The 21,503-nt window shown below is 51.5% G+C and carries 22 protein-coding genes and 1 pseudogene; 15 read left to right on the top strand and 8 right to left on the bottom strand.

The genetic code is table 11. The features are described 5' to 3' along the window. Positions 1 to 29 precede the first annotated feature (29 nt). Positions 30 to 1,205: a UDP-N-acetylglucosamine--LPS N-acetylglucosamine transferase gene (locus M3650_RS07970; protein WP_036704317.1), complete on the top strand. Its 1,176-nt coding sequence runs from the start codon at positions 30 to 32 to the stop codon at positions 1,203 to 1,205. Between the two features lie 118 nt (positions 1,206 to 1,323). Here M3650_RS07970 and trmB read toward each other — a convergent pair whose 3' ends face one another. Together trmB and M3650_RS07960 are read right to left on the bottom strand one after the other, a co-directional pair. Beyond that, positions 1,324 to 2,022 (bottom strand): tRNA (guanosine(46)-N7)-methyltransferase TrmB, encoded by a 699-nt coding sequence (gene trmB / locus M3650_RS07965; RefSeq protein WP_251573663.1) that lies wholly within the window; start codon positions 2,020 to 2,022, stop codon positions 1,324 to 1,326. A 255-nt stretch (positions 2,023 to 2,277) separates the two neighbouring features. After that, entirely contained in the window at positions 2,278 to 2,454 is a 177-nt protein-coding gene (locus M3650_RS07960; RefSeq protein ID WP_251573662.1) for a hypothetical protein, read from the bottom strand. A 501-nt stretch (positions 2,455 to 2,955) separates the two neighbouring features. On the opposite strand from M3650_RS07960, the gene M3650_RS07955 reads away from it, so the two are divergent. The 7 genes from M3650_RS07955 (at position 2,956) to M3650_RS07925 (ending at position 7,878) form a co-directional block, all read left to right on the top strand. Further along, complete coding sequence (locus M3650_RS07955; protein WP_251573661.1) at positions 2,956 to 3,432, top strand: hypothetical protein; 477 nt, start codon at positions 2,956 to 2,958, stop codon at positions 3,430 to 3,432. Then, positions 3,387 to 3,794: a type 2 periplasmic-binding domain-containing protein gene (locus M3650_RS07950; protein WP_251573660.1), complete on the top strand. Its 408-nt coding sequence runs from the start codon at positions 3,387 to 3,389 to the stop codon at positions 3,792 to 3,794. The genes M3650_RS07955 and M3650_RS07950 overlap by 46 nt, the downstream gene beginning before the upstream one ends. 315 nt (positions 3,795 to 4,109) lie before the next feature. Continuing rightward, entirely contained in the window at positions 4,110 to 5,060 is a 951-nt protein-coding gene (mnmL, locus tag M3650_RS07945; protein ID WP_251573691.1) for a tRNA modification radical SAM protein MnmL/YtqA, read from the top strand. Position 5,061: 1 nt separating this feature from the next. Beyond that, complete coding sequence (gene mnmM / locus M3650_RS07940; protein WP_251573659.1) at positions 5,062 to 5,652, top strand: tRNA 5-(aminomethyl)-2-thiouridylate-methyltransferase MnmM; 591 nt, start codon at positions 5,062 to 5,064, stop codon at positions 5,650 to 5,652. Between the two features lie 76 nt (positions 5,653 to 5,728). Further along, positions 5,729 to 6,124, top strand: a complete 396-nt coding sequence (locus M3650_RS07935; protein ID WP_251573658.1) for a VOC family protein — start codon at positions 5,729 to 5,731, stop codon at positions 6,122 to 6,124. 29 nt (positions 6,125 to 6,153) lie between these two features. Then, entirely contained in the window at positions 6,154 to 7,122 is a 969-nt protein-coding gene (locus tag M3650_RS07930) for a type I phosphomannose isomerase catalytic subunit (RefSeq protein WP_251573657.1), read from the top strand. Positions 7,123 to 7,401: 279 nt separating this feature from the next. Then, complete coding sequence (locus tag M3650_RS07925) at positions 7,402 to 7,878, top strand: small multi-drug export protein (protein WP_251573656.1); 477 nt, start codon at positions 7,402 to 7,404, stop codon at positions 7,876 to 7,878. A gap of 135 nt (positions 7,879 to 8,013) precedes the next feature. Here M3650_RS07925 and M3650_RS07920 read toward each other — a convergent pair. Then, positions 8,014 to 8,223: pseudogene (locus tag M3650_RS07920) on the bottom strand (erythromycin esterase family protein); the annotation flags it as partial. A 24-nt stretch (positions 8,224 to 8,247) separates the two neighbouring features. Next, entirely contained in the window at positions 8,248 to 10,098 is a 1,851-nt protein-coding gene (locus M3650_RS07915) for a helix-turn-helix transcriptional regulator (RefSeq protein WP_251573654.1), read from the bottom strand. 171 nt (positions 10,099 to 10,269) lie between these two features. Between M3650_RS07915 and M3650_RS07910 the strand changes: the two genes are divergently transcribed. Next, positions 10,270 to 11,118 carry a CPBP family intramembrane glutamic endopeptidase gene (locus M3650_RS07910; protein WP_251573653.1) on the top strand — a complete coding sequence of 283 codons (849 nt, stop codon included), beginning with the start codon at positions 10,270 to 10,272 and terminating at the stop codon, positions 11,116 to 11,118. Between the two features lie 25 nt (positions 11,119 to 11,143). Here the strand turns inward: M3650_RS07910 and M3650_RS07905 are convergent, their stop codons facing one another. After that, entirely contained in the window at positions 11,144 to 11,467 is a 324-nt protein-coding gene (locus tag M3650_RS07905; RefSeq protein WP_251573652.1) for an ArsR/SmtB family transcription factor, read from the bottom strand. Positions 11,468 to 11,589: 122 nt separating this feature from the next. On the opposite strand from M3650_RS07905, the gene M3650_RS07900 reads away from it, so the two are divergent. From M3650_RS07900 to M3650_RS07875, 6 genes are all read left to right on the top strand, one after another. Then, the gene (locus tag M3650_RS07900) at positions 11,590 to 12,825 is read left to right on the top strand and encodes an MFS transporter (protein WP_251573651.1); all 1,236 of its coding nucleotides are present in this window, start codon (positions 11,590 to 11,592) and stop codon (positions 12,823 to 12,825) included. Between the two features lie 381 nt (positions 12,826 to 13,206). Beyond that, entirely contained in the window at positions 13,207 to 13,881 is a 675-nt protein-coding gene (locus M3650_RS07895) for a response regulator transcription factor (protein ID WP_251573650.1), read from the top strand. Then, positions 13,878 to 15,242, top strand: coding sequence for a sensor histidine kinase (locus M3650_RS07890; protein WP_251573649.1), 1,365 nt, complete (start codon positions 13,878 to 13,880; stop codon positions 15,240 to 15,242). Before M3650_RS07895 ends, M3650_RS07890 begins: the two co-directional genes overlap by 4 nt. 70 nt (positions 15,243 to 15,312) lie before the next feature. Continuing rightward, positions 15,313 to 16,227 (top strand): ABC transporter ATP-binding protein, encoded by a 915-nt coding sequence (locus M3650_RS07885; protein WP_251573648.1) that lies wholly within the window; start codon positions 15,313 to 15,315, stop codon positions 16,225 to 16,227. Continuing rightward, the gene (locus M3650_RS07880; protein ID WP_251573647.1) at positions 16,224 to 16,937 is read left to right on the top strand and encodes an ABC transporter permease; all 714 of its coding nucleotides are present in this window, start codon (positions 16,224 to 16,226) and stop codon (positions 16,935 to 16,937) included. Before M3650_RS07885 ends, M3650_RS07880 begins: the two co-directional genes overlap by 4 nt. 1 nt (position 16,938) lies before the next feature. Next, positions 16,939 to 17,679, top strand: a complete 741-nt coding sequence (locus tag M3650_RS07875; RefSeq protein WP_251573646.1) for an ABC transporter permease — start codon at positions 16,939 to 16,941, stop codon at positions 17,677 to 17,679. Positions 17,680 to 17,778: 99 nt separating this feature from the next. Here M3650_RS07875 and M3650_RS07870 read toward each other — a convergent pair whose 3' ends face one another. The 3 genes from M3650_RS07870 to M3650_RS07860 all read right to left on the bottom strand — a co-directional run bounded on the left by M3650_RS07870 (position 17,779) and on the right by M3650_RS07860 (position 21,503). Beyond that, positions 17,779 to 18,246: a hypothetical protein gene (locus M3650_RS07870; RefSeq protein ID WP_019421572.1), complete on the bottom strand. Its 468-nt coding sequence runs from the start codon at positions 18,244 to 18,246 to the stop codon at positions 17,779 to 17,781. A 75-nt stretch (positions 18,247 to 18,321) separates the two neighbouring features. Then, the gene (locus tag M3650_RS07865) at positions 18,322 to 19,224 is read right to left on the bottom strand and encodes a DUF2167 domain-containing protein (protein WP_251573645.1); all 903 of its coding nucleotides are present in this window, start codon (positions 19,222 to 19,224) and stop codon (positions 18,322 to 18,324) included. A gap of 482 nt (positions 19,225 to 19,706) precedes the next feature. Continuing rightward, positions 19,707 to 21,503, bottom strand: a complete 1,797-nt coding sequence (locus M3650_RS07860) for a B12-binding domain-containing radical SAM protein (protein WP_251573644.1) — start codon at positions 21,501 to 21,503, stop codon at positions 19,707 to 19,709.

Here is a 21,503-nt window from a genome sequence, read left to right as displayed (position 1 = left end):
CTTCGGGTCCGTTCACACCCGGTTCCGACATGGAAGGCAAAAAGCGCATATTGTTGTTGTCGGAACGATTCGGGGCAGGTCACACCCAGGCTGCCCATGCTTTGGCTGTCAGCCTGAGAAAGCTGTCGCCGCAGCATGTGCAGACGCGCGTGATGGAATTAGGCAGCTTCTTAAATCCGAAGACGGCTCCTCTTATTATAGAAGCTTACCGCAAGACGGTAATCGTTCAACCGAAGCTGGTCGGATTCATGTATAAAACACAATATCACAAATCATTAAATCGTCTGACAACAATGGCGCTGCATCGGGTATTTTACACGCATGCGATGTCAGTGATGCGTCAATTGAAGCCGGATATGATCGTATGCACGCATCCGATTCCGAGCGCAGTCATTTCGCGTCTGCGCCGACTCGGGCTGGACGTCCCGCTGTGCACGCTCATAACGGATTATGATGCGCATGCGGCTTGGGTCAGCCCAGCTGTGAACCGTTATTTCGTCTCCACCCCGGAAGTCCAATCGAAGCTGGAGACACACGGTGTGGACAGCAGCTGTATCCAAGTGACCGGAATTCCGGTTCACCCCAAGTTCTGGGAGACGCATGACCGCAATACAAAGGCAGATATCCGCGAACGGTTCGGGTTGAAGGACATGCCGACTGTTATGGTAATGGGTGGCGGCTGGGGGGTCATGGATCCGAGCCAGACGACTGAGATCTTGACCAGATGGCGCAAAGACGTGCAGTTCATCTTCTGTATCGGCAACAATGAGAAGCTGCACCGACGTCTGCTGCAAAATCCGCGCTTCCAGCACGAGAATATTCATGTAATCGGCTATACACAGGAAGTCGATCAACTGATGGACATCTCCGATCTGCTCGTTACGAAGCCGGGAGGCATGACATGCACCGAAGCGCTAGCGAAGGGCATTCCGATGCTGTTCTATCAGCCGCTTCCAGGACAAGAGGAAGAGAACTGTCATTATTTCACGGAAAAAGGGTATGGTGAGCCCATCGAATCGTCTCATTCGGTAACGAAGTGGATGAATATGCTCGTCCATCAATATGATGAAGTAGCAGCACGCCGCCGCGAACACGAACAGAATGTGGCACGCTATCATCCGAAAGCATGCGCAGAGACGATTCTCCGCATGCTGCAGCAGGAGCCGGAGCAGGCAAATCCTGCTTTCTCTTTTTTTGAAGAGTAACGGAACGACAATGGAAAATGGATATGACAAAGAACACGCGGGAGCTGTGCAACAAGTTGAAACGCAGGCCCTCGTGTTCTTTTGTTGATCCTGTATAGTATGATACCGGTCGCTTAGCTTACGACAAAGAAGTGCGATAGTCATGAAGAGTCTGGGTGCCGATGAGCACCTCGACCCGATGAATGTTCATGCCTTTGTTAACGAATTTTTGCTCATACTCTGTCATGACATGCTCTTCATTAATACCGTCGCGGTGCAGATTCAGACTGATGTTGCGCATTTGCAAGCCCATCTGTGCAAATGAATTGAGCGAGAATTCAAAGAGCGTCTCTGAGTCCGTCTTCAGATGAATTTCACCCTTCTCGTTCAGTGCACGCTTATATTTCTCAACAAAGCGCGCATGTGTCAAACGGCGGCGGGCATGGCGATTTTTCGGCCATGGATCGCTGAAATTCAAATAGACCCGCTCAATCTCATCTTCAGCGAACATCTTCTCTAAAAACTCAATATTCGCACGCACCAGCTTCAAATTCGAGCGGGGCTCCACACCTTGCTCTTCCCATAACGAGTACGCTTTCGCGCAAGCGCGCGCAATTAACTCATCATACATATCCACGCCGATAAAGTTCACTTCCGGGTTGTTCAAGCTCATCTGGCTGACGAACTGCCCTTTCCCCATGCCAAGCTCCACATAAATCGGTCGGTCATTTCCGAACAATTCGCTCCATTTGCCTTTATATGTCTCCGGCTCCAGCACGGCGAGCTGGGATTGTTGCTCCAGCAGTTCCATAACCCCTCTTTTGCCACGTAATCGCATGTGCTTTCCTCCAATGAATATGATCCAATCCCCTATTTTGAATGACAACTAGTAAAAAGTAAAGACTCTCGTTTTAAACAACCGTAAACTGAAAAAAGAATGCCAGCGTTGCCGCAGCATTCTTTCGTCATAATCGCGCATCGCTAATAGCGGATTCATGCAGCAATACGTGCATCCATCTGCTGTCGTCTATCTTCACAATCTGATCTGTCTGCGTACTATCGTTTAACACCCTTAATGTCGATTCACTCTGTACTATCGTTCCATACCATACTTGCGCAGAACGACCTCGTGCAGCTTGCGCATCGCCTCAGACTTAACCGAGGAATCCTCGTGGAATTTCTGCCCCGTCAGCGCCATTGCTTCCTTTACAGTCAACTCGATCGTAATCTTCTCTTCCCCTTGCGGAATGTGAAAGGCGGAGTTCATCATTCATCACCTCATTAATTAATGACAACGCGTGATTGGCTTGCCAATTAGCGAGAATGGTAGCTTTGACGTATGCTGAAAGCGTTTTATCACCTGCTTCAAATATAACATGAAATGCAAGGTGCTTCCAGCGGGTTTATTGGGACGTTCAACAATTAACACACCATACTAACAGCCGTATTCTTATAATGATGGTAGCGCATTCATTTGCGGCTGACATTCCATTACTTATTTGTGTTCTTACTGCTTGTCATGTTAATTGCCGTCGCGGCGCAGGATGTTCCTCATCGACTCCATCTTCTGCCAGCGAAGCGTAACCACCCACACCAGAACCTGCTGCGCAGAGCACAGAGCAATCGAGCAGTGAGCCGGTTACGATCAAAATTTTGTACCCTTGGGGAGAAGGGGCGTTTGAAGAACGTTATCGAGGCATTGAACAGTTGCTGCCCAACATCTCAAATTAGAACTGGTTGATTCCAGGCAGAGCTGGAGCCGCTGCAAGAATTGAATGCGCAGCAGGTTGTGCCGGACATTATTTTTGCCAACTGGGGACTGGATCCCTTAGTTGAACTGGATATGATTGAGCCCCTGGATGATTTAATCGCAAAGCATCAATACGATATCAATCAGCTTGATCCTTCGCTTGTCGCTTCCATCCGCGCCATGGATAAGGAAAAGGGAGAATTATGGGTGTCCCGATACAATACAGTCCGTACGGGATTTGCTATACCAAGGAAGTGTTCGACAATTCGGGATCGAATATCCTGCCGCTCAAATGACGTGGGACGAAGTAATCGAGTTGGCGAAGCAAATGACCGGGAACGAGACGGGATCCAGTATCGCGGCCTTGAAATGGGCCCTGGCCTAGCCTCGAGCGAAGTGACCGTGCCTCTGAGTCAGCTTGCTGTCAACTTGACCGATCCGGAAACAGGGAGGTGCTCATTACGCAAGAACCTGCCGTCACGAAATATTTGGAGCTGATGAAGCGCCTTTACAGCATACCGGGTATCTTCAATCCAGATCCGGCAGCCCGCAAAGATTATGAATTTCCAAAGAAAAATGTAGCGATGGTTATCTCATGGATCGAATTTCTTCGTTGGGGCGTAGGCGACCCCGAAGCCGCTGCAAATATGGAGGCGGCTCCGCTTCCGGTATGGCCGGATTTGCCAGAGGCGGCCCCTCCTGCTGGCAGCAACTTGCTTGTCATCAACAAATACAGCGGGCATAAGAACGATGCATTCAAAGTGTTAACTAAGTATTTGTCTAAAGAGCATCAAACGGAGCTGGCGAAAATTGGTGATGCGCCTCCTTTGTTCAACGACCCTGACGTCATCGGTCACTGAGTGCTGAAAGAGGAATCCGAAATAAAAATTAAAGAAGCACAGAACCAAAAGAAATGACCCGTGCATCCATGAACCGAAAGTGAGATAACGAGCCGACATTCGCGGCAGATGACAAGCAGCCCAATGCCGCTGCAGACTATAGGGCATTTAATATCCGTTGATGCAGCGCCCTGAGCACGTCCGTATCTTCGCTTTTACAGCGAGATCTGCTACAATGAAACCACAGTGTTCTTCACTCCTTCCTTGCAGTTGGAGCCAGATGAACCTGGAGCAGAACCTTAGATTGGAAGGGCTTGTGTGCCATTGAATGAACGAATGAACGAACAACCGCTTATCCCGGAACAATGGGGAGACAAGCGGTTCCATACATGGAATACCGAGATGCGGAACCACTTCGGAGAGAAAGTATTCAAGGTCATGCTGGATGCCGGCTTCACCTGCCCGAACCGGGACGGACGCATCGCCATCGGAGGCTGCACCTTCTGCAGCGCACGGGGGTCCGGCGATTTCGCAGGACGGCGCCGCGATGACTTGGTCACTCAGTTCAATACGATTCGCGACAAGCAGCACGAGAAATGGCCGAACGCCAAATATATCGGTTATTTCCAAGCGTATACGAATACGTATGCGCCGGTAGATACGCTGCGCGAATATTTCGAAGTTATATTGGAGCAGCCAGGTGTCGTCGGCTTATCCATTGCAACCCGTCCTGATTGCTTGCCAGACGATGTCGTCGAATATTTGGCCGAGCTGAATGAACGCACATATCTCTGGGTGGAGATGGGGCTGCAAACGATTCACGAATCGACGTCCCAGCTCATTAACCGGGCGCACGACACGGAATGTTACTTGCAGGCGGTGGAAAAGCTGCGCAAGCACAACATTCGCATCTGCACTCATATCATATACGGACTGCCGCAGGAATCGCATGAGATGATGCTGGAGACGGCTAAGGCGGTCGCACGCATGGACGTGCAGGGCATCAAGCTCCATCTGCTCCATCTGATGCGCAAGACGCCGATGGTCAAGCAATATGAAGCAGGATTGCTCCGCTTCCTTGACATGGACGAGTATGTGAAGCTAATCGTCGATTCACTTGAAATTCTTCCGCCGGAAATGATTGTGCACCGCGTCACAGGCGACGCGCCGCGCGACTTGATTATCGGTCCGATGTGGAGCTTGAAGAAATGGGAAGTGCTGAACGCGATTGACGCCGAGCTCAGACATCGCAATACATGGCAGGGCAAGTATTGGAGGGAGCCGTAGCATGGGCTTTCTCTCCGTACTGAGCTATGCGCAGCAGATCGTGAAGGAGCGCGTGCAGCCGGGAGACCGCGTCATTGACGCGACGATGGGCACGGGCGTAGACACCTTGTTCCTAGCCCGGCTCGTCGGGCCGCGCGGCGAAGTTGCGGCCTTTGACATTCAGGCGGAGGCGCTGGAACTGACGCGACAGCGCCTCCACTCCGCCTTGGGCGCGGACGGCAGCGCGCAGGCAAGCCTGCATCTGGCAAGCCATGCCGAGATGCGTGGCGCGCTGCCCCCTTCGTGGCACGGTGCGACGGCGGCCGTCATGTTCAACCTCGGCTATTTGCCGACGGTTGAAGCGGATAAGCGCATCATGACGGCACCGTCCACGACGCTCGCGGCGCTCGACTCCGCCTTGACGCTCCTGCGTCCGGGCGGGGTGCTCAGCGTCGTGCTGTACCCGGGCCACGAAGGGGGCGACCGTGAAGCGGACGCCGTGCGCGCCTGGGCGGAGAACCTGCCCGCTGCACTCGGGCAGGCGGTCGTGTACCGCATGCTGCAGCGCCCCGAAGCGCCTTATGTCATCGGCGTAGAGAAGCGCTCCACCTAAGTTGCTTTGCATGACGCCTGACCAACGATGAACTTCATCAAAAACCGTGAGATAACATATAGAGGAGATGAAGGATATGGCAGTGCGCAAAATCGAGCATACTGGAATTATGGTCCGTCATTTGGAGCCATCCATCCGCTTCTACGAGGACGTTATCGGCATGAAACTGAAGGATACGCTAGTACATACGAACGGCGTTATCCGTCTCGCATTTCTTTCTTTTCCGGGAGCGGATGAGAGCGAGTTGGAATTGGTTGAAGGCTACAGCGACCGTCTTCCCGAGGAAGGCAGAGTGCATCATCTGGCCTTCAGCGTCGATGACGTGGAAGCCGAGTTGACGCGTGTGAAGGCGCTCGGCCATGTCGAGCTTATTGATCAGGAACTCGTCACCTTGCCGAACGGCAGCCGCTATTTCTTCTTTAAAGGTCCGGACGGCGAGTGGCTTGAATTTTTCCAAACTACGAGAAACTAGACTACTAGACAACACGGGAGTGAGAGATCATGACAACACCATACCCACTGAAATTTCAACCTGAATTTAAAGAACGTGTCTGGGGCGGACGCGCGCTGACGCAGTTCGGCTTGGATCTGCCAGAAGGCCATATCGGCGAAGGCTGGATGATTGGCGATCATCCGAACGGCACGACGAAGGTCATGAACGGTGAGCTTGCAGAACTGGGCTTGGACCAAGTTCGCGAGCAATACGGCAAAGAGTGGTTTGGCACGAAGGGCTTCTCTGAGAAAAACGGACGCTTTCCACTGCTCATCAAGCTGTTGGACTGCAATGACGACTTGTCTGTCCAAGTGCATCCGACTGACGAATATGCAGGCCTGCCGCAAGGCGAGCTGGGCAAAACGGAAATGTGGTACGTGCTGGATGCGAAGCCAGACGCCAAAATTATTTACGGCTTGAAAGAGGACGTGGATCGCGAAGCGATGGCGAAAGCCATTGCAGAAGGCCGCATCATGGAAGCCCTGCAGGAAGTTCCCGTGCAAGCGGGCGATTCCTTCTATATTCCAGCCGGCACAGTGCATGCACTGTGTGCAGGTGTCGTCGTCGCCGAGATTCAGCAGAACTCCGACACGACGTATCGCCTGTATGATTACAATCGTCCGGGCTTGGATGGCAAACCGCGCGAGCTGCATATTGAGGACTCCCTGAACGTCATCGCTTACGAAGGCGCTGGCGCTACGCGTATGAAGACGGACTCTGCTACGCCGAATGAATGGCTGAATCTCGCGGAATCCCCTTATTTCCGTGTAGAAAAAGGGATCGTGAAGCAGCCTTGGTCCTTGTCTACGACACCGGAAAGCTTCGTTATCCTCGTCGTATGCGAAGGCACAGGCACACTCAAATGGGCGGATCAAGATTTGTCGTTCAAAGCAGGCGAATGCTTCCTGCTTCCAGCCAATCTTGGCGCATACACGCTAGAAGGCGACTGCACGGTGCTTCGTTCCGTCGCGCCTTAACGAATTGCACTACATGCATGAAATATCCGGCTCGCGATGTTCGTGAGCCGGTTTTTTATTTTTCATCCGCTTCCTCCTGTCTTCTCTCGCGTATTAACGTTCCTCCTTCTCTTTTCCATGCTCGCTTCGAGAACGAGCAACCGATATATTTCAGCATATATCTAAAAAACTGTTTCCTCGATCCATAGAAGCGTGTATTGTATGAAAAGGTACGCATAGCCAGAAGAAACTCATAAGCTGGATAAATGGAATCTCAATATAATAAGGGAGAGTATAGAAATGGACTTGGATTTTCTTTATTCCGTATCCGATGAATGGAAATACGGAGTATTATTTTTGTTTGCAGCTTTACCGTGGTTGGAAGTGTTTGTCGTCATTCCTCTAGGCATATTAATCGGCTTGTCGCCGGTTCCCGTTGCTTTGGCCGGATTTCTCGGAAATTTAATCCCGATACTGCTCATCGGACTGCTATTCAAAAAGTGGCAGGAGTGGAGACAAAAACGCGGGAAATCAACAGAACCGTCTCCGAAATGGGCGAAGGCACAGACCATTTGGGATCGCTACGGCGTCCCCGGATTGGCACTGCTCGCTCCTATCCTCATCGGTACAGATATTGCCACTATACTCGCGCTGTCATTCGGTTCTCCACGCAGATGGGTCATTGCATGGATGATCATAAGCTTAGCCGTCTGGTCGATTGTGCTGACCGCTGGCACCGTGTATGGCTTTGATTTCATTACATATTTGACCGCCTGAAGCTAGGCGGTCTTTTTCAGGGTTTGTCCCTTTTCCCCATCCCTTGGATTATGTCCCATGAAGCAGGGTCGTCGGAATCATCGACTCTTCATATTTATTATTTACAGTTCGACATTACTTCGCTTGCGATTGAGCTTAATTGATATAATCCGGTATGTGTACGTTGTCGATTAGAAGAATACCATCATACTGCGCATGCGGCACAAATCTTTCCGGCGCAACCCCCCATCTATATATAAAACGAGGTTCGAACATCCAGGAGTTGCCTCGCTCATTCTGACGGTAGCGCAGGTCCATGAACGTATACGGCTGCTTAGCAGCGGATAGAATATCCTCCACTGATCCCGATTCCGGCGTCCCGCCGCTTGCTTAATCTCGCACGAGCTTGGCCCTGCGGGCCGCATTCGCTGCGGACTGGCGGTCATGAACGCCTAGCTTCGCATACAGGCTGGACACGTAATTGCGTACGGTACCCTCCGACAAATATAACTTTGCCGCGATTTCCCGATACTTCATTCCTTCCGCCAAATAATGCAGCACCTCGCGTTCCCGTTCTGTAAGACCAAACGGATCTTCGGTGGAGGCCTCTATAGCTGCGGTTATTTCTGCTCCTTCCGTCTGACCCCGCTTTATCTGTTCGGTCATGGCCAGCGCCAACGACTGCGGCACAAATGTGCTGCCACGGGATACAAGGCGAATCATCGCAAATAACTCCTGTGGATGAATAGACTTGAGCAAGTAGCCTTCCGCTCCGGCTTCGATGGCCTGCACCGCATGCTCCATCTCATCGATCGTAGTCAGCATAATCAGCTTGATATGCGGCCAGCGCTCCTTTATTTCCCGTGCCGCAGCAATGCCGTCCATCTCAGGCATACGAATGTCCATCAGAACAACATGCGGTTCTGCTTCCGCCCCGGCTATGCGTTCAATGGCTTCACGACCGTTGGCAGCCGTCCCTGAAACAATTAGCCCCTGCTCCCTTTCTGCCAAAAAATTCAAACTTTCTCGTATTAGCTGCTCGTCATCTGCTATGAAAAATCGTATTGACGATTCAGATTCAGGCTGCTGCACAACGGGAAGACAACAACTCACCCATGTGCCTCCATCAGGATGCGACGCGATGTCCAGCGAGCCTCCGTATGCTTGCAGACGCTCTTGCATTGTCGTCAGCCCATAGCCAAATGTGAGTCCGTCATTCCCAACCCCATCATCCTCAATTGTCACACTTATTTTACTGGCGGCATACGTCATTTCCACCTTGATTTGTTCCGCTTGACCATGGCGCACAGCATTCGTAATCGCTTCTTGCACGCATCGCTCCAACGTCACACGATGAACAAATGGTATGAACTGAGGCGTTCCCCTCACATTGAGACGACTCTTGATTCCTGTCTGTTCGCTCATCCTGTTCAGCATGTTCCGCACATGCTCGGTCATATCTATCTCCGAATCCTCTACTAAGGCTATGCCATGTATATGATGACGCACCGCTGCAAAGCTGCTTCTGGCGTGCTGCAGCACACTGCGCAAGCGCTGCTTCGCTTGTTCCGGCTCAGTGTCCAGCAACGAATTTACCGTCTCCAGTCCCATAATGAGCGCTGCCTGCGAATGACCCAGAGCATCATGCAGCTCCCCCGCGACACGGGAGCGCTCCTCCTGCACCGTAAGTCTTTCCACTTGCTCCGCATATTGTTGAATCGTGAGGAATTGCCGTTCGTTCTCACGCAGCAGCTGCTGCAACCGCTGTTGGGTATGCAAGAAGACATTAAAGCCATATCCGATACCAAACAAAATGAGGTGGTTTATCATCTCATCCGGCACAGTAAACCAGGCAATCTTTCCGCTCCAAATTCCTAGTAACGGAAACAATGTAAAGATAGGAGCCGACCACCAAACCATCCTTTTGGATGAAAGAAATCCGGCTAACAGCGAAGGAACAACCATATTGTCTAGATACATCGGCATCGAGAAATGCATGATCACATTGATTCCGCCCGCACAAATTATTTCCGAGGCAATAAATAGGCGCGGACGTATGTATCCCGGTCTCCAAAACCATAAGGGAATTACACCGGACAAAATGAACAAACTGTAGGCTTGCCAAGCCGGAAGCGTTACAAAGCCGGGAGTGAATAGCATATACAAGATGCCGGAGACTATCCACAATCCATAAAGGCTCAGTAAAGCCCAGTCAATCCAATGCCATTGCCGTTCTTTCATGACCATTCCTCTTTCATTCGCAAAATGTGATATTCATATGATTGCAATTTCCGATGTTCCTCACTAGGTGTCTAATGTTCATTTTAATATGCTAATAGAGGTTGTTCAAAAAGTCACCCTTTGAACACGCGCTAATAAGGCGAAAAAAAGAAAAGCATGGAGGAATGCATCATGTTTTATAACTTATCAGATCGGTCAAAAGCTTACACCTATACGGCACTTGTGCTCGTCCTAGGACTCGGCTTCAGTTTCATTCCGAACATCAGTTCCTTTGCCTATATGTTGACGCCTACCATCGCCGCTATGCTTATGATGTTCATCGTGACGCGTGACGGCTGGAAGCGAGCAGGATGGGCAAGTCTTGGCTTGCACCGTCTCGGACTGCACATGTGGGCGGCAAGTCTAATCATACCAGTTGCCATCATTGTGCTCAGTTATGCTATTGCTTGGGCAGCTTCTTTGCTGACGTTGCATGTGCCAAATGACTTCCGAGGATATCCGTGGAGCGCATTTCCAATCGTAATTGTGATTACGTTCCTTATGAACGTATTGACCAATTCCTTAGGCGAAGAATTGGGCTGGCGGGGATATTGGCTTCCACTGCTTGCATCAGCCTGCGGAGAACGCCGGGCCCTGCTCATTAGCGGGTTCATTCACGGAGTGTGGCATGTGCCGATGATTCTCATCGCAGGCAGCTATCATGCGGAGCAGAATCCCTTGCTCGCCTGTGTATTCATTGTCGTCAGCACCTTGTGCCTCGGGCCATTTATCGGTTATGTGCGCCTGCGTACTTCAAGCGTATGGCCGGCTTCCATTCTGCATACGGCGCATAATTTGACTTGGATGATTATGGCTGTGATTACGACGCCAACATCTGATTCTGCCTATTATATTAGCGGAGACAACAGTGTAATCACCATGCTGTGTTATGTTGGATTAGCCGTATGGGTATTCCGTCGTCTTCCAATAGCTCCGCTTCGGCAAGCAGCAGCATCCTCAACGCAAAGACCGCCTCTATAGGGCGGTCAGCTTGCGATCAATCTGCTTATGCTTCGTGTGCCACGTTTCCCGCGGCACTCTCCCGAATGACCTTCAACAATCCAGGAAAGCGTGATTCCAAATCCATCGTCCGCAATGAGATAAACCGCTGAGTCCCCTCCAATCGTGTCCGAATGACCCCTGATTCCCGCAGCACTTTAAAGTGATGGGACAGGGTTGATTTTGGCAGCGCCAATTCAAATCCGCCGCAAGACAATTCCGATGCATCCATTAGCTGCAGCACTATGGTAAAGCGAATAGGCTCGCTTAATGCGTAGAAAATATGCTGCAATTCAATCTGTTCCGTTTCCGGATGGTATAAAGTTCTCATAGTAACATTGTACTTCAATCGTTGACATCATTCAATAGTTCGAATACACTCGAACTATTGAATTTAGGTGCGCGCCTTTTCAATTGCAACTCATTCAGATGCTCTTCAGGAGGACAAGCAACATGCAACTAAAATCAACGGACACACAACCACATGCTCGAATGATAATGGCATTGTTCTTCTTCACGATGTTTGTTATCGGCACGGACACGTTTATCGTCTCCCCTTTGCTGCCTACCTTAAGACAGGTATTACATATTTCGGCTGAGCAGTCGGGATGGCTCGTATCGGCCTATGCGCTCGGCTATGCGGGCTTCGCCCTAATTGCTGGTCCGTTATCCGACGGATTCAATCGCAAATCATGCCTTGTGGCCGGCATGATTGGATTCTCCCTCTTTACTGCAGGTTGCGGCCTGGCAGCTGATTTTTCCACCCTGCTTGCCTTGCGTGCACTCGCGGGAATCAGCGCAGCCATCACCTCTCCCCAAGTGTGGGCCTCTATTCCGCAGCTATTGCCTGCTCACCACGTCGTCAGAGCAATGAGCGCAGCCTCTGCAGGGCTAGCCGTCTCCCAATGCATGGGTGTACCGATCGGCAGTGTGCTGGCCGCAAGCAACTGGCGCTTCCCGTTCTTTGCGGTAGCCGGGGCAGCGCTAATCATCACAGTTCTTCTGGCTGTGAAGCTGCCAGCGATTCCGCCGCGACAGCGGAATGGGATATCCGTCACCGCGCTGGCGAAGCATTATCGATTCGTGCTGTCTGAGCGACGAACCGTTGCGGCGTTTCTCGGTTATTTCTTATATCAGCTCGGCACCTTTGCCACCTTCTCCTTCTTGGGAAATTGGCTGGCGGATGATTTCGCGCTATCCGTGCAACAGACAGGGCTGTTCATCCTCGTCTTCGGCATCGGCAATTTGGCCGGCAGCTTGATGACGGCGCCAGTCGAGCGCTGGTTGGGCACTCGCGCTACCGTAACGGCAGCTCTGCTCGGCATGATAAGCATGTATTTGCTCGTCATGTGGGGTGATCATATTGCTGTCGTCGGCTTCGCTTATATGATGATCGCTTGCATGGGAGGCATTCTGTTCCCGCTTCTGATGAACACGCTGCAGAAGCAGCAGCCTTCCGCAAGAGGAACGATTGCCGCGCTGGCGAACAGCTCTATGTATGGCGGAACGATGATCGGTTCTTCATTGGCCGGCCTGCTCTATGCCCGGGTAGCGGGTTTTCCCGCTATAGTTATCCTGACGATGCTTAGCTATACCGCTGCGTTAATCCTGTTTCACCATATATTAAAACCAATAACGATCATGTCAACTGTCACCTCTTCCGCCTCGGCGTCGAACGTTGAGCGCTAACGTCCGGATTTTGTGAAACACTTCGCCCAGTCTTTCGTATAAAGTGAATAACTATACGAAAGGGCTAGGTGCGAGCCTGCTTCCTGTGCTTGCGTCAGGCTTATCGCTTCTCTTCCTATGGAGAATGCCAGTTGCTCTAGGACTTTATTGGACCGCGAATAAACTATATTTCATCTTGAAACGTCTGTTCTTTCATACGAGATGGGGCCGCCGTCTTCTATATAAAGATTTACCGCACTCTTAAAAATTGGAATTGAAGGGATACACGCAATTACATGAGTCCAACTCAGTAACCCTACCCTTATTGAGCTGGCGTCCCATGACGTCAGCTTCTTTTTTGTGATTACACATCAATAACGCCGGAAAGGGACACGAACAAATATGAAACAACGACTTCTGTATATTGAAGACGATCAAGAGATTGGTCAGTGGACAAGCGAATATTTGCACGAGAAGGGATACGAGGTGGTCTGGCTTACTTCTGGGGATCAGGCTTTAGATGCAGCAGAGAACAGCGATCTTGTTCTATTGGATGTGATGCTGCCTGGTCTTGACGGCTTCACGATCGGTCAGCGGCTCAAAAAAGAACACCCCCATACCCCCATCCTGATGCTGTCCGCACGCACGGCCATCGGCGATAAGCTGTACGGCTTGCAGTTCGCAGATGATTATGTAACCAAGCCGTTTCACCCTGACGAGCTGGCAGCGAGAATCGAGGTGCTGCTCCGGCGCTACGAGAAGCAGGAGGCGGCAATTACGGAACTGAAGCATTTGCACGTCTATCTCGGGGAAAATCGCATCGTGGATACGCGTACCAACGAAGAGCTTGTGCTGACAGGCAAACAGTATCATATTTTTACATACATGCTGCGCCACCGCAATCAGATTTTAACGAAGGAACAAATATATGAAGGCGTCTGGGGAGAGCCCTACATCGAGGGGGACAAGACGCTCATGGTTCATATCCGGCACTTGCGGGAAAAGATTGAATCCGATCCCAGCCACCCCGGCATCATCGAGACGATTCGCGGGATTGGCTACCGGTTGAAGCTATGAAGCCGCGCGTTCTTTTTCGCAAGTCGCTGTTAGTCCGCTACATGCTCATCGTCTTCGCCGCGCTCGTCATATGGCCGATTATATTTCCGCTGGCCTCCATCTTGTATCAGTTAACGACTGACTATACCAATGAGGCGAAGCTGAAGGAAAATATTTATGCAGGCGGCGATCGTCTTGAGAAACGGTGGCACGAAGAGGCAGCCGCCTTGAAGGATGCGAAGGAAGCGGCGATTGCGCAGAGGCTGCGCGAATTGAAGCGGGAATTTCCGAAAGCCGACCTATTCTGGGTCGATCAGACGGGACGAACGCGCCTCATGCTGCCCGAGCGGCCCGGCATCCCGCGGCAGTGGATCGCTGGTGACAGCATCGCCTTCATGAAGCAAAGCTTCAATGGCGATCCGTTCACCGCCGTCGCCTTTATCGGGCAACAGCCGGAGCAGGGCTTCATCGTTATCCAGGTTCCCCGTAAGCTGATGGTGTCCAACGCTTCATTTGACAGCGCGCACGTCTTCATCATCGTCATTGCCGTATTCGTGCTGTTCATCGCGTCCTCCTGGTGGTTCTTCTATCGGCTGCGAAGCCGGCTCGTCCATCTGGAAGAAGCGATGACATCGCCTGACGGGAGCGGGATACCGGCGCCTGTGGAAGTTAGGAGCTCCGATGAAATCGGTCAACTGGAGCACGCATTCAACCGCATGATTGGCGAATTGCAGCTAAGCCGGCAGCGGCAACGAGAAGAGGAAGAGCTGCGCAAGAAGCTCATCGCGAATCTATCGCACGATCTGCGCACGCCGCTGACGACGATACGCGGCCATGCCCATTCCCTGCAGCAGGAGCCGCTGTCCGACCGTGGCATGCAGTCTTTGGCGCTTATTGATACGAAAGTGGGCGACTTGGCCCAGCTTATCGACAATTTGCTCTCCTATACCCTCTTGTCCGCCAAAAAGTACGAGTTTCATCCGGAGCGGACCGATATTTTGCGTCTCGTTCGCGCTTCCGCGGCAGGATGGTTCCCTGTATGGGAGAAAGAGGGCTTCGAAGTGAATGTCGATTTGCCGGAGCATCCCCTTATATGGGAGGTGGACCCGCAATGGTTCGCCCGCATCTTGGACAATCTATTCCAAAATGTATTGCGCCACGCCGCTTCTGGCCGCTATATCGGCATACGCACGGAGATGCGCGCAGGACGCGAAGCGCTCGTCATCGAGGACCGCGGTCCGGGCATGGAAGCCGTCTCCCAAGGAAAGGGCGCGGGCATCGGCCTGACAATCGTGGCGCTCATGGTGCAGGAGATGCGGCTGCATTGGGAGGTCGCCAGCAATTCCGGAGGCACAATCACCCTCATGTATCCGAAAAATTAAACTGGAATTAACCTGCGAGTCCCGTTCATTTAACCTTCGGCAGTTAGCATATATACCGAGGTGATTCCAGTTGAGTGAGTTCATTATTCAGACTCAAGGATTAACGAAGCAATATGGCGCGCGCAAAGCAGTGAATCAAGTTACATTGAACATACGGTCCGGAGATATTTACGGCTTTCTCGGTCCGAATGGCGCGGGCAAGACGACGACGATTCGCATGCTGCTCGGTCTGATTCGCCCGAGCCAGGGCCGCATTCACATTTTCGGCAAAGACTTGCACAAGCACCGGATGTCGATCTTGAAAAAGGTCGGCTCCTTGGTCGAATACCCGTCTTACTATGGTCATTTGACAGGATACGAAAATTTGGAGGCGATTCGTCGAATTCTGGATGTGCCGAAGTCCCGCATCGATGAAGTATTGTCCATCGTCCGCTTGACGCAGGATGCGAAGCGCCCGGTGAAGGGATACTCCCTCGGCATGAAGCAGCGGCTCGGGATCGCTTGCGCCTTGCTGGGCCAGCCTGAGCTGCTCATTCTAGACGAGCCGACGAATGGACTGGACCCGTCCGGTATTTTGGAAATTCGCGAGCTGATTAAAAGCATGCCGCAGCAGCACGGCATTACGGTGCTCGTATCGAGCCACTTGTTGAGCGAAGTGGAGCAGATGGCGAATCGCGTCGGTATCATCCAGCACGGCGAGATGGTATTTCAAGACACGATCGACTCGCTGCACAATCGGGCGCAGCATCGCATTCAAATCGCGGTGTCGAACCCGGAGCAGGCATTCCGTACGCTTGCCTCCTCTGGCTGCAGCGCAGAATTCAACGAGGAATCGTTAATTCTCGATTACATACCGGACAACAAGGTAGCCGCCATTGTCGAGCTGCTCGTTCGCAACAACCATTCCGTCTACCGGGTGGAAGAGAAACGCCAATCGCTCGAAGAGATGTTCCTGGCTCTTACCGGGGAGGGGAGCAGACAATGATAGGCAAGGTGCTGTCGTCCGATTTTATGAAAATCCGCCGCACGTGGATTTGGCTGCTCATCTTCCTTGGTCCGTTCGGCGTCGTCAGTCTGCAAGCGATCAACTTCAGCCTGCGCTATGACTATTTGACGAAGTTGTATGCCGATGATCTGTGGGGCGGCTTGCTGAATAATGTTCAATACTTGGCTGCGCCGGCGCTTCTGTTCGGCATTACGCTCATTGCGTCGATGATCGCCGGACTGGAGCATCGGCTGAATTCATGGAAGCAGCTGTTGGCGCTGCCCGTATCGCGCTTTCACGTCTTTACCGCCAAATTCGCGCTCAACCTCATCCTTCTGCTTAGCGCCTGTGTGCTGCTTGCGGCCGGCTCTATCCTTCTCGGCGCCGGACTCGGATTCGGTTGGGATATTCCTTGGCAAAGACTGTTCATCATCAGCTTCTATCCATTGTTTGCCACCATGCCGGTATTGGCCCTGCAGCTATGGCTGTCCATCGTGATGCGCAATCAAGCCATCCCGCTTACCTGCGGAATCATGGGCACGATTTTGTCCCTGTATTCCATAAAAATGCCGGATTGGATGCCGCTGAAATGGCCGCATTTAGTAAACGCGGCGGACGTGCCCGAATATTCCGTTCTGGCCGGGTTGGCGGCAGGCGCCGTCATCTACACGGCAAGCCTCGTCCATTTTGCCAGAAGGGATGTGAATTAGCATGAAATCCTTTATGAATGTGTTCCATTCGGAAGGAATGAAGCTGCGCAAGTCAAATATCTGGCTCCTAATATTCGTCAGTCCACTGCTCGCGTCCTTGCTCGGCCTGCTTGAGATGAACAGGGATGCCGAGTTGAACGCTTGGCCGCTGCTGTGGACTATTATGGCCAGCATACACGCCCTTTTGTTCCTGCCGCTGCTGACAGGCGTATTCTCCGCCTTCGTATGCCGCTATGAACATAACGGCGGGGGCTGGAAGCAGCTCCTCGCCCTGCCTGTATCGCGCAGCGGGTTATATATGGCCAAGTTCCTCCACGTTGTGCTCTTGCTGGCGCTGGCTCAACTGCTGTTCACAGCAGGTATTATTGCCGTCGGCTTCCTGAAGGGATATGAGATGAATATTGTTCCGTGGGACGAGTTCGCTAGACGCGCATGCAGCGGTTGGTTCGCCACGCTTCCGCTTGCCGCGCTGCAGTTGTTCGTCTCCACGGCCTGGGCCAGCTTCGCGGCGCCGCTCGCGATCAACGTCATGCTGACGCTGCCGAACATGCTTGTCGTCAGCTCGGAGACGTACGGGCCGTGGTATCCCTGGTCCCAACCGGCTCGATCCATGCTGCTGATTAGCGATAATAACTACGGAGCTTTCAACATGCCGATGGAGACGCTGCTGTTCATCATTGCCGGCAGCTTCATCGCATTCCTGAGTGCGGGATTAATGTATTTCAGCCGAAAAGAAATATAAAGCAAAAACAGCGTCCCTCATGCCGGACGGCCAGGAGAAAACTCCTTGCCATTCAAGCATAGGGACGCTGCGTTGCGTTATTCATGCGTCATATCGGTGTTATATTGTCTTTAAGTCATCTGTAAGATAACGGCGATCCTCTTCGTTCTCAACATGCCGGGCAAGCTCTTCCGCCCTCGAAATATAACCTTCTACATCCTCCGCTTTATTCAGCAGACTGGAAGCTCTGGCCAGAGCTTCATAGGCGTAAGCCATATCAAATGCGCCTAGGTTATATTTCCGGCATATATCCACACACCGTCTCGCATGATACATCGCGGATTCAGCCATTCCAGCCGTCGAATATACGCGGGAAATTTGCCATTCTCCCCGTGCGAATTGAAGTTCATTTCCTGCTACCCCCCAATGATACCGGGAAGCATGAGCCGCATGAATCATCTGATCCGTCTCTTCCTGCGTGCGGGTCGTTTTCTCCAGCAGCTCCCATACGAGGTTGAACAGTTCTTTTGCGCTCTGCGTATGCGTGTCTGGATCGGATTGCGAACGATATTTCATCATCGCTGTCATCTATTCATTCTCCTCATGTCCACACTTTCCAAAGATGATGCCCTGCCATATCACATACCGGCAGAATCCATCTTCCTATGTCAGCGACTGTGGAGTGTCATCATTAGAAGGCGGAACCGTAGTTTCCTCTTTTTTCTTTTTCCCCGTAATAAGGCGCCATAGCCCGGCGATCGCAGCTACTACCACGATCCAGAACTTTTTGAACAAGCCCAAAATTAGCGCCAAAAATCCGACTTTTTTGGCAACGGCCAAACCCGCACCGCCAAGTACGAGTCCGGTAAGGCCGTATTCAGCCACCTTATCGGTAGATTTATCGAAATCCTCGTACCGTTTTCCTTCCTTCACCTTAAAGCTAGACAGTACCGTCTTCTCCATTTCGACACGGTCTGCCGCCAGATGATCGGGATCAGAAACCAGAACGATGGAAATATAACCTTCACGCGTCAAAATCCGTTCGTTGTAATTTACAATCTTCTCATTACTGGAGTTGTGCGCAAGCAGTGACCACGTTAGCCGCTTCGTCGTTGCGTTATAGGAAGGCTCGATATCCCAGCTATCCACGAATAGGTGTCGGCTCGGATCCAACTCCTCATTCGCAGCTTCGGTTCCGTTCTTGTAGCTCTGAAGCAGCTCATCTGCATCAATCTTATCTTTCTCATCGTCTTTGATATGACCGGAATTGGTATATTCAATGAATACGCCCCAAGTCGCATCTTCAGCTGCAGGGAACACAGCTCCAATTTCTTCGCCGGACGGCTTGCCGCCACTCTCCGTTTGGAACGTCTGTGCATCCTTGCCATTCAAAAAGATCATATTTTCTTGCAGCGTAAAGGACGCCAAACCCTCACCCATATCGATGGATTGACCCGTTCCTTCTACCCAATTCAATACCGGTTCTGCTCCCGCTTGCGAGATGCCCCCGAACAGGATTGCAACACTAGCAACGATCACAGTGCATCTTTGTAACCAACTTTTCAAGGTCTTTTCCTCCTAGAACATTTATCTCTTTTTTAACACCGATATACTATACAGGAATAATTACCAGAGATAAATGAGCTAAAAAGACCATGACTTTTTTCCTTATATTTTCTGTAGCCTCTCAGTATCGTTGCATTGCAGCCATCTAACCCGATATGGAAGATGAGTGAACCATCTGCGCCTTCATCAATATTACGTTCAAGACCCAGAGAACAGGCATTCGCAACGGCGCTGGTTAGGAAAACTCTCTGCAGCACTCTATCACGAATAGTCTATTTGTGTCACATTCCAGAAGAGATGTTTCCCCAAAAAAATTTGTATCTTTAGATCCTTACCTTATTCAATCAGACTTGGACTATTAAAATACGGAATATTAATGCGACAAACTTCGACATTATCTAGGGCTGTTCTTGCGGCATCTACTTACTTGAATTTGGAGTGCGGCACTTGAAAAACAAAACGGCTGCTATCAGCTAACTACCTTACTTGCCGGCTATAACGCGTTCTGGTATAGCGAACAGGAGTGGTGTCTCGTCATCCGTCTGTTGGTACAGCACGAAAAGGATCGTCGGTTCTTCCAGCTTCGCCCCCTGCTGTACGGACACAGCTTCCGCAACGGATGGTTCCAGATGCAGCCACTGGGCTGTATCGAACGGCAACCGTTCCACGACCGCGTGCTTAAGCAGCTCCTTCTCACTGAGACCAAGTGCGGCAAAGTCTTCTGAGATCCGGTCGGGATGATTCGCAGCCACGCGCAGCATATGCAGGGCTTCCTCTTTCCTCACCGCGACGTCCCACCATATTTTGCGCGGCTTGTATTTGTGGTTCATGAAGTAGTCCATCTTCATCAGACCATGCGCCACGTCAGACCGCTGTAAGCCATGGTCGGTCAGGAAGGAGCTCAGCCGCACGAACAAATCTTCCAGCTGATGGCCAATCTTCTGCCAGCCATTCGCTTCCCAATAATCCCCGAACGCCTGAAAGAAATCAAACGGAGATGCAAATTCACGCTGCATGAGATGCTCCATCGTGCGGTCCATGCGATGCGAGTTCCAGTACTTCTCGAGCACGTCCTCCAATCGCTTCAAGCGGACTACATCCTCGAACGGCAGCACCTCATTGCCAAGCATCTCATAGGGCGCATGATCCATATAGACATAGCCGTACTTGTCCGCCTCCAGACGCAATCCTGTTCCACGCAGCATTTTCAAGAAGCCCAGCTGCAGCTCTTCAGGCCGAAGCTCAAACACATCGTTGAACGTTTTGCGGAACGTGTCGTAATCCTCCAACGGCAAGCCTGCGATAAGGTCCAAGTGCTGGTCGATCTTGCCGCTCTCCTTCACCTTTGTCACCGTGCGCGTCAGCTTCGTGAAGTTCTGACGCCGCTTGACGAGCTCGTTCGTCGGATCGTTCGTCGATTGCACGCCGATTTCAAATCGGAAGATACCGGGAGGCGCGTTCTCCGCCAGGAAGTCGAGCACCTCTGGACGCATAATGTCCGCCGTAATCTCGAACTGGAATACGCATCCCCGATGGTTATCAATGAGGAATTGGAACATTTCCATCGCATACTCACGTTTAATGTTGAACGTCCGATCGACGAACTTAATCAGCTTGGCGCCGTTATCGATTAAATAGATCAAGTCTGCCTTAGTCCGTTCAATATCAAAATAACGCACACCCACCTCGATGCTCGACAGACAGAACTGACAGCTGAACGGGCAGCCGCGGCTCGTCTCGAAGTAGACGACACGTTTGCCCAGAGTCGGAATATCCTCCGCAAAACGGTGCGGTGAAGGAATGTTATTCAGGTCCAGCTTCGGACGGGGAGAGTTGATCATGACCTCTTCTCCCTTGCGGTACGCCAGTCCAAATACAAAGTGATATTTCTGTTCATCGCGAATTTCACGGAGCAGGTGAAGGAATGTCTCCTCCCCTTCGCCGATGACGATGAAGTTGACGTCAGGCAGCCGCTTCATCCAATAGTCAGTGTCATAGGACACCTCTGGTCCGCCCAGTACAATGCGCACGTCAGGTCGAACTTTTCTCAACATGCTGACCACTTGAATCGTTTCTTCGATGTTCCAAATGTAGCAGGAGAATCCGATAACATCTGCCTTCCGCTGATACAGATCCGAGACGATATTCATCGACGGATCTTTAATCGTATATTCGGCTAGTTCGACATCGAATTCATGCTCGCAACTCGCCTTTAAATAGCGGATGGCGAGCGAGGTGTGAATATATTTCGCGTTCAACGTAGTAAGTACAACTTTCAT

The sequence above is a fragment of the Paenibacillus sp. MER TA 81-3 genome, from assembly GCF_023713585.1.
Taxonomy (GTDB): Bacteria; Bacillota; Bacilli; order Paenibacillales; family Paenibacillaceae; genus Paenibacillus_B; species Paenibacillus_B profundus.
Note: the sequence above shows the minus strand (reverse complement) of the source record. Positions and strands in the feature narration are given on the sequence as shown.